12 protein-coding genes are annotated in these 15,389 nt (G+C 42.8%); 4 read left to right on the top strand and 8 right to left on the bottom strand.

From position 1 onward, the window contains the following. Positions 1 to 7: 7 nt before the first annotated feature. Positions 8 to 484 (bottom strand): 30S ribosomal protein S7, encoded by a 477-nt coding sequence (gene rpsG / locus ACRD7A_RS10830; RefSeq protein ID WP_430812439.1) that lies wholly within the window; start codon positions 482 to 484, stop codon positions 8 to 10. A 115-nt stretch (positions 485 to 599) separates the two neighbouring features. Continuing rightward, positions 600 to 983, bottom strand: coding sequence for a 30S ribosomal protein S12 (gene rpsL, locus ACRD7A_RS10825; RefSeq protein ID WP_430812438.1), 384 nt, complete (start codon positions 981 to 983; stop codon positions 600 to 602). A 321-nt stretch (positions 984 to 1,304) separates the two neighbouring features. Between rpsL and ACRD7A_RS10820 the strand changes: the two genes are divergently transcribed. Both ACRD7A_RS10820 and fabD read left to right on the top strand, forming a co-directional pair. After that, positions 1,305 to 2,858, top strand: coding sequence for a M28 family metallopeptidase (locus ACRD7A_RS10820; protein ID WP_430812437.1), 1,554 nt, complete (start codon positions 1,305 to 1,307; stop codon positions 2,856 to 2,858). 241 nt (positions 2,859 to 3,099) lie between these two features. Further along, positions 3,100 to 3,990 carry an ACP S-malonyltransferase gene (gene fabD, locus ACRD7A_RS10815; protein ID WP_430812436.1) on the top strand — a complete coding sequence of 297 codons (891 nt, stop codon included), beginning with the start codon at positions 3,100 to 3,102 and terminating at the stop codon, positions 3,988 to 3,990. A gap of 76 nt (positions 3,991 to 4,066) precedes the next feature. Here fabD and acs read toward each other — a convergent pair whose 3' ends face one another. The 5 genes from acs to ACRD7A_RS10790 form a co-directional block, all read right to left on the bottom strand. Next, positions 4,067 to 5,956 carry an acetate--CoA ligase gene (gene acs, locus ACRD7A_RS10810; protein WP_430812435.1) on the bottom strand — a complete coding sequence of 630 codons (1,890 nt, stop codon included), beginning with the start codon at positions 5,954 to 5,956 and terminating at the stop codon, positions 4,067 to 4,069. 154 nt (positions 5,957 to 6,110) lie between these two features. After that, positions 6,111 to 9,095: a PEP/pyruvate-binding domain-containing protein gene (locus ACRD7A_RS10805; protein ID WP_430812434.1), complete on the bottom strand. Its 2,985-nt coding sequence runs from the start codon at positions 9,093 to 9,095 to the stop codon at positions 6,111 to 6,113. 116 nt (positions 9,096 to 9,211) lie between these two features. Next, positions 9,212 to 10,180 carry a T9SS type A sorting domain-containing protein gene (locus ACRD7A_RS10800; RefSeq protein WP_430812433.1) on the bottom strand — a complete coding sequence of 323 codons (969 nt, stop codon included), beginning with the start codon at positions 10,178 to 10,180 and terminating at the stop codon, positions 9,212 to 9,214. A 5-nt stretch (positions 10,181 to 10,185) separates the two neighbouring features. Beyond that, positions 10,186 to 10,773: a phage tail protein gene (locus tag ACRD7A_RS10795; RefSeq protein ID WP_430812432.1), complete on the bottom strand. Its 588-nt coding sequence runs from the start codon at positions 10,771 to 10,773 to the stop codon at positions 10,186 to 10,188. 304 nt (positions 10,774 to 11,077) lie between these two features. Next, positions 11,078 to 11,710, bottom strand: a complete 633-nt coding sequence (locus tag ACRD7A_RS10790) for a hypothetical protein (protein ID WP_430812431.1) — start codon at positions 11,708 to 11,710, stop codon at positions 11,078 to 11,080. Between the two features lie 193 nt (positions 11,711 to 11,903). On the opposite strand from ACRD7A_RS10790, the gene ACRD7A_RS10785 reads away from it, so the two are divergent. Then, entirely contained in the window at positions 11,904 to 12,311 is a 408-nt protein-coding gene (locus ACRD7A_RS10785) for an ERCC4 domain-containing protein (protein ID WP_430812430.1), read from the top strand. Positions 12,312 to 12,897: 586 nt separating this feature from the next. Here the strand turns inward: ACRD7A_RS10785 and ACRD7A_RS10780 are convergent. Next, positions 12,898 to 14,574, bottom strand: coding sequence for a hypothetical protein (locus ACRD7A_RS10780; protein WP_430812429.1), 1,677 nt, complete (start codon positions 14,572 to 14,574; stop codon positions 12,898 to 12,900). 481 nt (positions 14,575 to 15,055) lie between these two features. Here ACRD7A_RS10780 and ACRD7A_RS10775 point away from each other — a divergent pair, with 481 nt between their 5' ends. Then, a complete protein-coding gene (locus ACRD7A_RS10775; protein WP_430812428.1) occupies positions 15,056 to 15,295 on the top strand; it encodes an ERCC4 domain-containing protein in 240 nt (79 codons plus the stop codon). The last annotated feature ends 94 nt before the right edge of the window (positions 15,296 to 15,389 follow it).

Genomic DNA, 15,389 nt, shown 5'->3' with positions numbered 1-15,389 from the left:
ATTTTGATTAAAATCTGAAGTGAGCAAAAGCACGGTTGGCTTCCGCCATCTTATGCATGTCTTCTTTCTTCTTGAAGGCAGCACCTTCTAAATTATATGCAGCAACAATTTCAGCAGACAATTTTTCTGCCATTGATTTTCCGCTACGCTTACGAGCGTACAAAATCAAGTGCTTCATGCCGATAGATACTTTTCGGGCAGGACGAATTTCAGTTGGAACCTGAAAAGTTGCACCACCAACACGACGGCTTTTTACCTCCACCGAAGGAGTAATATTCTCAAGTGCTTTTTTGAAAAACTCCAATACTGGCTTTCCTTCTTTCTCAGCTTTTTCAGCTACACGATCCATAGCATCGTAAAAGATTTTGAAAGCGATTGACTTTTTACCGTCCAACATCATGTTATTCACAAACTGTGTTACCGTTTGATCGTTGAACTTTGGATCCGGTAGAAGGATCCTCTTTTTTGGTTTACTTTTTCTCATCTCTCTTTTGTTTACTTTGTTATCTCTTGGCTGTCAATTCGCGGGCTTCAATACTCAGGTATTTACTCATCCAGTTAACTAACCAAGTAAACAACGCACTTCACAATGTCTTTAATTACTTCTTAGCAGCTTTTGGTCGCTTAGTACCATACTTCGAACGACGCTGCGTACGTCCGTCAACTCCTGATGCATCCAATGCGCCACGCACTAAGTGATAACGCACACCCGGAAGGTCTTTCACACGACCACCGCGTACTAATACAATGGAGTGCTCCTGCAAATTGTGTCCTTCACCCGGAATGTAGGCATTCACCTCTTTTCCGTTGGTCAAACGCACCCTCGCTACCTTTCTCATGGCTGAGTTAGGCTTCTTTGGTGTAGTAGTATACACCCTCACACACACGCCTCGTCTTTGAGGACATGCGTTCAAAGCTGGTGATTTACTTGTCTCCACCTGCTTGTTTCGTCCTTTTTTAACTAACTGATGAATTGTTGGCATAAAATTTAAATATATTGTATTAAACAATTTTTACTCTAAACGGGGTGCAAAGATACACTAATTCCCTACAAAACCCCACTGATATTCAGCCTTTTTGACAACTTTAGACAAAAAAGCGCTGCAAAAGTACTAATTTTCAATGGAAAAAGAGCAATGCAATATTTATTTTTTTCATATTTTACTCTTTTTTTCTCACTAGTAAACAATTTGTTAGTAGGTACATCCAAGGACTTGAACATGATTCCGCCATTAACAACAAGAAGGTACCTGACAATTTATTTGAATGCTGTAATTTCGCAAGTATAAAAAAACAATGCAACCATGATTAAAACATTTATAGCATCCGTGCTCATCACCCTCACATTTACACAGAGCATAAGCGCACAAGACGATCTTGATAAAGCCTTAAAAACCATCAACCGTAATACACTAGAGGCACAGCTCTCCTTTCTGTCCTCTGACTGGTTTCAAGGACGCGAAGCCACAACAGAAGGAGCCTATATGGCGGCCGATTACCTTGCCTCCCTGTATCAAACATACGGGCTGTCTCCTTTTGACAATACACAGTATTTTCAGGAAGTTCCCCTACTTATTGCCCACCCTCCCAAAGCGGCCTCTATCACTCTTACCAACGGCATCCAAAGCATTACTTATACCTCCGCGACTGATCTTGTGGCAGAAAGAGTAGCACAGTCTCACACCCAGGAAGCCGAATTAATTTGGGGCGGGTATGGAATTCATTCTGCATCACTGAAAGAAATTAATACCAAAAAAAGCAGGAATAAAATATTAATTCGATTGGCCGGCCTCCCGGAAGTCAAGGAAGGAAGCGCTTTGGATAAACTTCTAAATACAAAAAACGCACAAGAATGGCAACAAGTTAAGCACACCACCCTTGAAAGCGCCGGTGTGATTGCCGTCCTCGAATACGATCCTCAGGCTTCTGATGCAGGAATAATCACCGCTAAAGAACCTTTTATTGAAGCAGCCGCGGAGAAAACACTGAGCAAACGTTCATCGGGCATTTACCAAAAAAACCTCTATCTTCCTAATGAAACCCAAAAGAGCCCCGTTGTTTACAAGGTATCAAAACGCATTATGCAGCAGCTTATTCCAAATTTTGATGATGCCCTGACTCACTACCATAACGAATTACAAAACTTATCTACAAAGCAGGCGCCCACTTTGTCCTTTGGCATGGCAAAACTGAACACAACAGCCAATGTTGAGGCAAAAAAATGCCGCAACGTACTGGCCATGATCAAAGGATCTGAGAAGCCTGAGGAGGTGATAGTGGTAGGCGCCCATTACGACCACCTGGGACACTACAACGGTTATATATGGAACGGAGCCGACGATAATGGCTCGGGTGCTATTGGTGTAGTAGCCATTGCCCGGGCATTTATGGCAACAGGCGTTCAGCCCAAACGAACCGTCATCTTTGCCAACTGGACTGCAGAAGAGCGAGGCCTATTGGGATCGCGCTACTTTGTTAACACCTACCCGCACATGGCTAAGGTAAAATACTACCACAATTACGACATGATTGGTCGTAGTTATGATTATGAGAAACCCGATTCATCAGTATCCTTGCTTTACACGAAGACTTGGCAACAGGCCGAGACACTTTGCAAACATTATAATAAAGACTACGACTTAGGGCTGAAAATAAATTACAGTGCATGGGATAATCCCACCAGCGGAAGCGACAACGCTCCTTTTGCCAAAGAAGGCATTCCCATCATGTGGTTTCACACCGGAGGGCACGAATCTTACCATCAACCCAGTGACCACGTTGAGCGCATTGACTGGCAAAAATTTGAAGCCATTGTAAAAACAAGCTTTCTGACACTTTGGAACTTAGCCAACGAATAGTCGAATACCTAAAAGCAAGGTCAAAATTAGGAGTATCGGTAATTTATGCTTTATCTTTGCCCTGATAAATTTAACAAATTAATGGCTCTCGTCAACCGTGAGCCTTTGTTGTTTGCAACAAAAGGCACCTAATACCGGGAGGGGAATCATTAAAATTTTAAATTATTACGCAGGTCACATAAACAACAAACAATTAACGTTCTTAACAACATTTGTGACCTGCCTTCTTAAAAAAACAGATATGAAAGCATTTGTATTTCCGGGCCAGGGAGCCCAATACGTTGGGATGGGTAAAGACTTATACGAAAACTCACCGCTGGCAAAGGAACTATTTGAAAAGGCAAATGAAATTTTAGGATTTCGCATTACCGACCTTATGTTTGAAGGTACCGACGAAGACCTGAAACAAACTAAAGTAACACAGCCTGCCATCTTCTTACACTCGGTTATTCTGGCCAAAACATTGGGCGATGATTTCAAACCAGAAATGACTGCCGGTCATTCCTTGGGTGAGTTTTCTGCCTTAGTAGCTGCCGGTGCCATGAATTTTGAAGACGGTCTGAAGCTGGTATCACAGCGTGCCCAAGCCATGCAGAAAGCCTGCGAAATTGAGCCTTCAACGATGGCGGCTATCGTTGGTCTTGAAGATGCAGTGGTGGAAGAAGTGTGCAACAGCATTGAAGAAGTGGTGGTGGCAGCCAACTACAACTGCCCCGGCCAATTGGTTATTTCCGGATCCATTGCCGGTATTGACAAGGCCTGCGAAGCCCTCACGGAGAAAGGTGCCAAGCGTGCCATTAAATTACCTGTGGGCGGTGCTTTCCACTCTCCTCTGATGGAGCCTGCACGTGCCGAGTTGGCAGCAGCCATCGAAGCCACTGAGTTCAGTGCTCCCGTGTGCCCTGTTTATCAGAATGTGAATGCCCAGGCAGTGACCGACCCGGCCACCATCAAAGAAAATCTGGTGGCCCAGCTGACGGCTCCGGTACGCTGGACTCAGACTGTACAAAATATGATTGCCGATGGTGTGACTTCATTTACCGAAGTAGGTCCTGGTAAAGTATTACAAGGCCTGGTTAAGAAGGTGGATCGTAAAATGGCGACAAACGGTTTCTCAACTTATCAAGGATAATAAAGCTGACAGCCACGCGCTTTTAGCCAATAGTAAAAACAAAGGCAAGCTTCTTCGGCTTGCCTTTTGTTTTGGCTTAATCATCCAGGGTACTCAAATCTCCTTCATCCTCGCCCAGTGCGCGGGCCTTTAACACGCGTCGCATTATTTTACCACTTCTGGTCTTGGGCAGGCTATCGACAAAAACCACCTCTTCGGGTCGGGCGATGGGGCCCATTACCTTGGCCACATGCTCTAACACATCTTTAGCCAACTCGCGCGTTGCACCTACTCCCTCCTTCAAAATCACATACAGATGAATACCACTGCCCTTCAACTCATGGGGCAAAGAAATGGCAGCCGCCTCAGCCACTGCCTGATGGCTCACCGCTGCACTTTCAATCTCGGCGGTTCCCAAACGATAACCACTCACCTTAATCACGTCATCGCTGCGACCAATAATCCAAAAGTATCCATCCTCATCTTTACGGGCTGAATCGCCAGCATGATAATATTTTTGTTCTTTAAATTTCGCCCAGTAGGTTTCCTCATAACGGGCATCGTCACCCATAATAGTGCGTGCCATACCCGGCCAGGGTGTTTTTATCACCAGAGCCCCCACTTCGTTAGGGGCTACTTCATCGCCCGCTTCGTCCACCACCGCCACCTGATGCCCAAAGAATGGCTTGGTGGCCGAACCCGGCTTAAGCGGGGTAATGGGTAAAGGGGTAATGACAAAACCACCGGTTTCGGTTTGCCACCAGGTATCCATAATGGGACATTTATTGTTACCCACCACCTCGTGATACCAACGCCAGGCCTCCGGATTAATGGGTTCGCCAACGGAACCCAGTAAACGCAGGGAACTAATATCATGTCGGTTCACCCATGATTCGCCATAACGCATTAAACCACGTATGGCAGTTGGTGAGGTATATAACACAGTGATGCCATATTTATCAATCATGCGCCACCAGCGATCAGGATAGGGATGATTGGGCGCTCCTTCGTACATGAAAATAGTGGAACCATTAATCAGGGGACCGTAAACCATGTAGCTATGCCCGGTGATCCATCCGGGGTCAGCAGCGCACCACCAGCGGTCTTCGGGTTTGATATCAAACACCATACGATGGGTGGCCGAGGTATAAACACTATAACCACCATGGGTGTGAACAAGCCCTTTGGGTTTACCCGTTGATCCCGATGTGTAAAGCAGGAACAGCATATCTTCGGCATCCATGGGAGCTGTTTCGCATTTATGGCTGGCGATGGGCAATGCCTTTAAATCGTGGTACCAATAATCACGGTCATTCTCCATATAAACCTCCTCGCCCGTTCGCTTTACGGTGATGCACACCTCCATGGTGGGCGATAGTTCCATAGCTTTGTTAACAATGTCTTTCAGGCGCGTGGCCTTACCCCGTCTGAAACCCCCATCGGCCGTAATAACCACCCGGCTATTGGCTGCATTGATACGATCGGCCAATGATTCATGACTAAAGCCGCCATAAACGACGCTGTGTGCTGCCCCTATCTTGGCACAGGCCAGCATGGCAAATATCTGCTCCGGTATTTGAGGCATGTAAATGGTAACAATATCGCCCTTGTGGACGCCCATGGCCTTTAATATATTGGCGAACTCAGCTACTTCACGGTTAAGGGCGTGGTAAGAGTAGGTCTTAACATCACCGGGCTCACCCTCCCAAATCAGCGCCAACTTATTGCGGGTAGCGGTTTTTAAATGCCGGTCAATGGCATTGTGAATAATATTCGTCTTCCCACCCACAAACCACTTGTAGAAGGGGTGATTAGCATCATCCAGCACCTTGTCCCAGGGTTTATACCACTCCAGCCGCCCGGCCTCTCTGGCCCAAAACTGTTCGGGATTATCAATAGATGCTTTGTACAAATCGTCGTAAGACTGAACAATAGCCTGGTCGACCACATCCTGTGGGGGATAAACAAAATCTCCTGTATCTTTCATAAAACTTCAATTTACATCACTATTTAATTACATGATAACCATCAAGATATAAATTGAAATTTAGTTTTTCAATAGTTTCAGATGCTTTCGTCCGTTTTTATAAATAGCCCTTAGGCTAGAAGGTTAGACTTATCCTTTAGGGGACGCCTGTCAATTATTCGTCGTTGCTCACAATGGCGGCCTTTTGTTGCTTACCATCCATGAGTATTGTGAGGGGCTGCTGAAACTCAACATGCCGGAAGTATTGTGTCTCCCTTATCAGCTTCTGCTTTTTTAGCTCCTCCATATTTACAAACTGCTCGTCACTGTTGTGGTGCACGCTGAAATAGCCCACATTCATGGAGGTAACATTGTGAAAGAAATGAGAGCCCAGAGAGGCGTCGAGTGGGAAATTGGGCAAGCCCATCTCCACAATCACACGAGCATGCGATATTTGCGACCAGAAAACCGGAATACCGGTAAAGCGGTCGCGCGTACCCCATCGACCCGGACCAATCAGAATATACTCCTTATCCTGCTCCTCAAAGTACTTGTTTATTTTGGCCATCTCGGCGCCCATCTCGGCCGTTTGCGTGCGGTCGAACACATCAATATTCATATACACCACATCTTTTATATGATGCAGGCGTCCGTTGCCCATTCCTTTGACAGATTGCAACACCACCTTGTCGCGATCAACACTATCAAAGTCGATACTAACATTGTTTTCTACCCTGATGAGAGGTTTAATCTGAAGAAGATAAAGGGTGGGCAAACCTCTTCTTCCCGGCTCCAAATCCACTGCGAACTCAATTTCCACAGGTGCCCCCATGGCTTCTTTAAAAAAGCGCAGAAGCATATTCAGGGTCGAGGACAACGGCATGCAATCATACTTAAGAATATTGGCAAAATTAACCACACGAGGCCCCCGCTTGGTAAAGTCGTTAGTGAGGCGATCGTAGTTATAATCATACACCGATGCACAATGTTTCAGATTCCCATCCTCCTCCGCTTCCTTGATATTGAGCTTAACAATGGCGGCATCCTCCCCTCCCTTTTCAAGGCAAAAATCATCTTTCTCCAGATCAAGCGCGTAGAAATAAGCCTGCGAATCTTTTATTTGATCCTGCAGCGAGTTAAGCTCCAGTTTCGGATGCTTGGGGCAGAAACGATAGGCCTTTTCGCCCCCCACCACATACTTACCCAGTCCCACTGCCAGCACAGCAAAGCCATCTTCAGGCTTCATGTAAGAGAAAGGGTAGTAATTGTAGGACTGTGCCACACCACTTATGTTGGGATAAAAGCGATCGCCCACTTTACCGCCTACCACCTCTTGTATGATGACGGCCATTTTTTCTTCTTCAATCTTATAGTTAACGGCATCGAAATAGGCCTTGGCCGGATCGCTGAACATGGAGGCATATACCAGCTTAACAGCCGTACACAATTGACGAAAGCGCTCCTGAATATCCGGATGGTTATTGGGTACCATATAGGTGGCATACACACCGGCAAAGGGCTGTAACAAACTGTCTTCAAACAGACCCGACGAACGGATAGCAAGTGGCTGATCCATCACCTCAACATACTGCATCAGCTTTTCATTTACCTCATCGCTCAGCTCAGCCTTCAGAAACAGCTGTTTAATCTCGTCATAATTCTTTTCTACAAAAGCCAGGTTATAAAGGTTATTCTTCTCGATAAAGTGGGTGAACTCTCCGGCACCAATAATGGTGGTTGCCGGTATGCGTATGTTGATGTCATCGATGATTTGATCGAAATTGATGTTCTCAATAAAATTACTCAGAAAGGCTACACCCCGCCCTTTACCCCCGAAGGATCCCTCGCCAATGCGGACGATGTAACGACAGCTCTTTACCATGGCTTTGTCAAACATCACCACTTTACCACGCAAACGTTTCAGACGCACATCTTCAAACACATCCAAAATAGCTTGTCGCAATTTGGTGGAACTCTCAAAATCTTCGATGCGATAGGGACGCAGGCGCTTGGCAATGGTGATTTCTCCGCGCGCCATCAACCAGGTAGAGATACCGTTTCGGCGGGCATGATACAGCAATGATTCGGGCGTTACCTCTTCGATGCAAGCCACAAACTCCTTCATATTACGAGCCACCGCCACTTTGGCACCCCGAGTGTTCTTAAATACGAAATCGCCAAAGCCCAGCTTGCGATGAATGAAATTATAGATATCGAGACTCAGGCTATCGGAATTCTTATCGATAAAATCAGAGTTGACAACCTCAGCGCGCGCTGCATTGGCCGGATCAGACGACTGTAAAAGCGTGGGTATAATGGTCTTTGACTTTACATACTTAATTAGCTCAACACCGGCATCCTCATCCTCCTTACCACCGCGCGCATATTTCACATCGGAAATAACACAAATCAGATTATCCAGATATTTATCCACCACCTCAACGGCTTCCTCATAGGTGCTCACCAACAAAATTTTGGGTCGCACGCGCATCTTCATAATCTTATGCAGCTGATCGCTGGATTCTTCTTCCAGTATGGCTTGTGTTTGCCGCATAATTATGGAATAGAGCAAGGGTAGGTAACGTGTATAGTACTTTTGCGAGTCTTCCACCAGCAGGATAACGCGCACATCGCCCACCTCCACATCGTTCTGCACATTCATTTTGTCCTCCACATACTTTATCATGGCCAAAAACACGCGCGAATCGCCATTCCATACAAAGACACGCTCGATATACTCGTGGTTATCACTGGCTTCGTCGAAAAACTTCAGATCGGCATTATTATTCACCATCAATAAGATGGGTACTTCAGGGTTGATTTGCTTAAGGCGGGCACTCATTTGTTGGGGCAATTGCTTATCGAGCCCTGCCATAAGGATGATCATCTCAAAATCGCGTTCCTGCATCAGCTCTTCGGCCTCGCTGCAGGTGGCCACACTGGTTATACGTGGGGCGGTAAACAGATTCAGCTGCAGATACTCACCAAATATCTTATCGAAAAAACGTCCTTCGCGCACAATACTATAGGCATCGTAATGATTAGCAATAAGCAAGACCTCGCGTACCTTAAACGACATGAGTTCCTGAAAAATGTCTCGGTCGGTCCGTTTACGGTTATATAAATTCTGAAGCGATAATTGTTCGATGCTTTTATTCATAGTTTTGAAGTTTAGGCTCATAGACCATCGGGGCAACAGGAACAAAATAAGTGAAAAAAGCGGCTACATCAAATAGTGATGTAACCGCTTTCTCTTACCATTATTTTTCAGCTATTTTAAAGAATCACTTTTCGGCTTACCATCTGCTGATCAATGCTTAGTGTTAAGATATATAAGCCCTTTGGTAAGTTATCGGTTGCCATTTCCGCTTCTCTTACTCCCTGTGGTTTTCTTAAACTTTTGACCATTACCCCACCGGCATTGAAAAGTTTCAACTCTGAAGCTTCAGAATTAGCCAGGCTAATAACCACATGACGCTCTTTTACAAAAATGCGAAAATCATCGCCATCCACTTCTTCTGATCCAATAGCTGTGGGAAGGCTAACCTCAAAATTACATGGGAACGGATCCACCTGAAAAGGCGTTTCATTGTCTGTTGTCCAATTATTTTTATCACATAGCGCCTGCAATAATTCAGCTTTAGTACCGGCCGTAACACTGCAATTAAAACGGGCATTATCCTGCTCTGAAAAATTATCAGGATGGTAAACATGAACTGCTGATTGTCCTATATCTAAACCTGTTGGTAGAGCAGTTGTTGAGTTACTAAAAGAATCACCGTCAAAATTTGACGCCGGTTCAGTTGGTTTATTCTGATTAAAACTAATGGCAGCTATAAAAACAGGGTTCAGCTTGTCGCCCTGATACGCCAGTATTTGATCACCTGCCACCGATACCGTCATCTTTTCACCGGTAACACTCCCTTGCGAAGCCGTAGCCACAGCATTGCCATTATAGGTAGTAACATGCACAAGGGTACCGGCCTTAAGATCAGCTGTTGCCTGCCAGGTGAAATGGCTTTCAGGATAAATAGTATTAAAACTTCCGGCTGCCGTCCATCCATTATCTGTGAAATGGATTTCTGTTCCGGCCATTACATCCGCCAGCAGAAGAAATGAGAACACATCATCGGATTCATCACTATTGATCGCGACAAAAGCGATGTCGCCCTTTTTCAAGGTGTGCTGAGCTTTGAGATTAAAAACCAGCATCCCCACTAATAATATTAAAATAGATCGATGCATCTTTTCTAGTTACGCGATGGATAAATCCCCTGAAGACAGATAATGTAATTAATAGTGGCATAAGGCTGACGCTGATCAAAAGCCTGCCCTTCGCCGGTGTTTTCTACCATCACCGTCGATACTGCACTCTCGGCATTGCTCAGCTCATGGTACATGTTTTCACCCGATACGGCCGGATACTTACCACTGGGATCATCCGAAGTAGCTTCATCATTGTTAACCTTATTGACAACACTTGCATTGTGGCTGTGTGCAGGCAGGTTACCTACACTTAGGGTGGTTGTTTCGGCACCTCCTTTTTGCCCTAAGGCATAAGGCGATAAACCCGGGCCACTGCCGGCATGAACAGGAACGCGTCCTCTTAAATCGGGTAAGGCAAAGGTGGTGCGTCCATCACCGCCATAGGTTGTTCCTAAAATTGAAAACAAGGCTGAATTTTGAGCAATGGATAATAACTGACCATCACACAAAGCCCAGCCACGCGGGGCAAAATTACCAGCAAACATCCGGATTTCGCCAATCATCCCTTCCGATTGGGCATGGGTGGCTATTGTAGCCAGAAGAATCATGGCTGCTAAAACGATTTTTTTCATGTGTTTGATTTTTGTTTTCATTGGTCACATGGAACTCGCCAGGAATGAACACCCTTCCGTGAAAGCAAGGTTCACTCATGACTCGTTTCATAGGGTTGTATTGATTTATAAAATATCCTCTCATTAAGCTCATACTAATAGCAAACACATCTTAACATTATTAAACCTCCCCGCCTATCGGCACCCCTCCTCTCTTTAAACAATGAGTATCGCGTAACAAGGAAAGGATGAAGCTGTTAAATGCATTTTCTGTCAGCCCTAAACTAACGCGATTACCCTGATATTTGTTTAAAAAACAAAACATCTACTCTGTCAAATCAGCATATTGTTCACCCATACCCTGCAATGAACTCACCAGGAAGCGATCCTGTTTTTGAAGCTTCACGTATCGGGCCAAGGCCTTATCCTGATGCCCATTCTGGTAATCAGTAATAATTTGAACATAGTTAACACCGGGATGGTCAGCCAGGATGCTCTCGCTTCGATCAAAGCACTTTTTAGCCTTATCAAACTCTTTGTTATTCAAAAATCGAATGCCCCTTTTAAATTGATAGATTGCATACTGCATATTATTTTCGGGAGGCATGATACGAAGGGACATATCGAAGGTAAAATCGGTTCTTCCATCAGGGCCATAAGCTTGTTCCCAATAACCGGACGTAGCCGAGATAAGACGCTTCACTAAGCGTTCTTTTTCTTTATCCACCTCATCCAATAACTTAATCGACTTCACCTGCCCCTGATTTCCTACAACAAAGGAAACACCAACCACACTTACCTCATCGAAATACAACTCGTTGGCCGCAATATAGTCGTTAATAAACGCGTAAATACTTTGTCCAGCATGGTTTCCTTTAAAAACTGGCACAGGAGAATTCTGGCTATTTACTGTCCAAACCATCATTATCATTGCTGCAAATCCACATATCGTTTTCATGATCATCCTATTTAAATTAAACACCTTACTTTCAATTAAGCTATTGGGTACCTCTTAAGCTTTTTTTACAAAGATATATGCGGAGTACCTACCAAGGCAATGACACATATATGTCATTTTTAAGAGAAAACATGAGCAAATAAAAATGCCTAACTTGAACAAACCAACTCAAAACGCGCTTATTGCAGATATTATGAATCCGACAAATGAACCGCTAATTATCATTGATCATCGCGAGCTACCCTCAGGCGTACCCGATTTATTGAAGGAGGCAGGAGCTACTGTAGAAATTAAAAGTCTTCGCAAAGGCGATTACCTGGTCGCAAAACACTTTCTTGTGGAGCGAAAAACTAAGAATGATTTTGTTGTTTCAATAATTGGGGGTCGCTTGTTTACCCAGTGCCTCAAAATAGCACAAAGCCAATATCACCCGCTGCTGATCATCGAAGGCAACCCCTATCAAACAGCTCATAATATAAAACGATCCGCCATTAAAGGTGCCTTACTGGCGGTTTGTACAGCGTGGCACATTCCTATTATTTTTACGCACGACAGGGAAGATACGGCAACCACGCTAATGCACTCGTCGCAACTAGTTTAGCATTAGTACGTGCAGCCGGCTGCAGCGCAGAAGCGACTGAATACCATACAGCAATTCTGCTCTCGAATTAGCAGTTATTACTGCATATTCGGGCTTAACTTATAACAGACAATCCGTCACCAATCAGGCTCGATTTTTCTAGTTCAAGACTGATATATGACTCACCTGATTCATTAAAATGCAATTCCTAACCAGAAACGACACGGATGAATGGAGTAAAAAAGTCAGCTGCTTCTTTTACTTCATCCTCATGGGAATCAAAATGAATACTTGTGTTTGAAGTAATCTCTAAAGTGCAGGGCTGCTCCTTCAAGGAAACGGGTCGGGAATAATATCAACAGATGACTCTGCCAATGCTTCAACACAAAATAACAACATCAAAAAAATGACACACTTAAAGTTTATAGCATAATTTTCTTGATCAATTTTAAGATGCACTCTACTTACCAACTGACTGACAAAACACTTTAGATTTAAGCAATATCCTACTTCTTTCGCAAAGAAATTTATCGCTTCTAAACGGATGTTAATTTGCTTACATACAAGCTAATAGCCCGATCAAAAAGCACAAGATAATGTGAGAATATTACCACCCCAGAAGTATATACAACTCATTAAGAAACGATTGTCGAACTGCAGCATTATAAGCACTTTTATTGGATGTTTGAAACTCTCGCTTAGAATGGTACTTCATTGCTTCCTTTTTAATGTTCTGTTTATTCCAATATCCAGAAGGTTTTCTTTTTTTCAAATGTTTAGTTGCTTCCTCAAAAATACCCAATCTATATGCTGCTTCATGAGCCCCTCTATTATTATCTCTAAATTCCTTTTGTGTTCTATATTTTAGTGCTTCGTCAATAACTTTATCTTTAGTCCAATAACCTCTTGGCTTAATTACATAATCCATATGTTGACATACCTCTTCCAGAATCCCTTGTCTTCTCGCAGCACAATACGCATCATTGGCATTTTTAGCAAACATTGTTCTTGTAGAATATTTTTTTGCTACTTCATTGATAGTAATCTTAGACCAATAGCCTAAAGGTTTATTTATGTATTCCATATGGCGTGTAATTTCTTCCAAAACACCCAGTGTTCGTGCAGCGGTATATGCACAAGCTTCAGTTTTTAAAAACTCTGTTCGCGAGTTGAACCTTAAAGCAATATATTTTAATTTCTCAAGAGACCAATATCCATTTGGTTTTCGTAAGGTTTTCATGTGCGAACAAACTTCATCTAAAATACCGAGTTCACAAGCTCGATTATATGCAGACTTACTGTTTTGAAAAAATTTTCTTCTAGATGAAAACTTTAATGCTTCTAATTGTATATTTCGCTTAGTCCATTTAGCAGGATATGAACCAAGAGCACCAGCCTTTGCTCGATTCAACATTTTCCATCCATAAGATTCGTATAGATCTATATAATACTGTTCTATCTTCTTAGCTTGCTTAACATCAACAAAATCTGTAAGTTGATGTGTTTGGTAGTCGAGGCCAGATTTAACGTGATACATAGTAACGGCATCCCTTTCTTGTCTTTGTCTGAATTTATTCCTACTCTTTAAGCTCCATGTCAAACCAATATAGGCATGTTTATCTGGAAATATACACACATAAATACATCTCTTAGATAGGTTTTTTGATATGAACATATGACTACAAACTTGATCTATAATTCCAAGTTGTCTTGCTTTAGCATATGCCCCATTGGGTGCCTTTTCAAATTCGGATCGAGTTTCATGATTTTTTGCTTCCTCTTGTATTCGCTGAGGAGTCCAATACCCATTAGGTTTCCTGCTTTCAATAAAATGAGTAGAAACTGTATCCATAATACCTAACTCATTTGCATAACGTGAGGCTTTAGGTGATTTTTCCCTAAAATCTTTTTTACAGGTATATCTTCTAGCTTCCTCTTGTATTCGCTGAGGAGTCCAATAGTTATTTGGCATTCTTTTCTTATGCATATGATCAGTTACCTCTTGTAATATTCCATATCTTCTTGCTGCATTATAAGCTCCACTTGACTCTTTTTCAAACGTTTTTTTTGAAGAGTACTTTAAGGCTACTTTCAAAATGCGCTCTTTGGTCCAATACCCCCTTTTTTTAATCTTTTCGTCCATATGACAGCAAACTTGATCTATAATTCCAAGTCGTCTAGCTGCATTATAGGCTCCACAAGAACTTATTGCAAATTCTTTTCTAGAAGTATACTTTAATGCTTCCTCCTTAATACAATCAATTGTCCATTTACCATTTTTCATAATGAAGCTATCTAAGATCATCTCGTTAAGATAATGCGAAATAAAGCTTTTACTGTACCTTTTTGCTTTAAAAAGAGCAAGAACAGCTTAAAACCCCAATATTTACCACTGATTCTCTAACTAACAAATCACAGTTTGTAAAATCTGTTATCAATGAATAAAATACTCTTCCAATTATTAAGTTTCTTTATTCAGTATCTATTGATTAACAATGCCATTCATGAAAGCATAAGGTTAAAATTCAAGTTCGACCACTGAAATCTTTTAAGCAATCAAAATTTTTTCTCACTGAAGATCCAATTAATATACGTCTAATACGGTCTTGCCAAAAATAAGCTCTACTCGCTCTTCACTCTTTCTATCTATTTCGTTAACTTATTCAAAAGCCGTTAAATGACATAACACTCGAGTCCGCATATTATTAACGATCACAGGGAAGTTCCATCGGGCATACTAGAAATACTAAAAGAACTCGGGGCGTTTGTTGAAATTACAAACGCTATCAAAGGGCGACTACCTGATCGGTGAACATCTTTTGATTCAACGCAAAACCAAAGATGACTTTACATTATCAATCATTAAAAACCGCTTATTCGCTCAATGCCGCAAGATTAAAAACAGTGAATACAATTGCTTGTTACTCATCGAGGGTAACCCCTATCAAAGCACGCATAACATATCGCGCAAGGCTGTAAAAAGACGCTATACTCTCCGTTACTGAGAGTCGGCAGATCCCTATTATTTAGGGATATTCATAAGTTGACTTATATCTTTGATATCTAGATAATTATTACTATCTTAAAAGTATAACAAAA

It is taken from the genome of Carboxylicivirga longa (genome assembly GCF_050589825.1).
In the GTDB taxonomy this organism is placed as follows: Bacteria; Bacteroidota; Bacteroidia; order Bacteroidales; family Marinilabiliaceae; genus Carboxylicivirga; species Carboxylicivirga longa.
The sequence above is the reverse complement of the archived record's forward strand: the minus strand, read 5'-3'. Positions and strand labels throughout refer to the sequence as shown.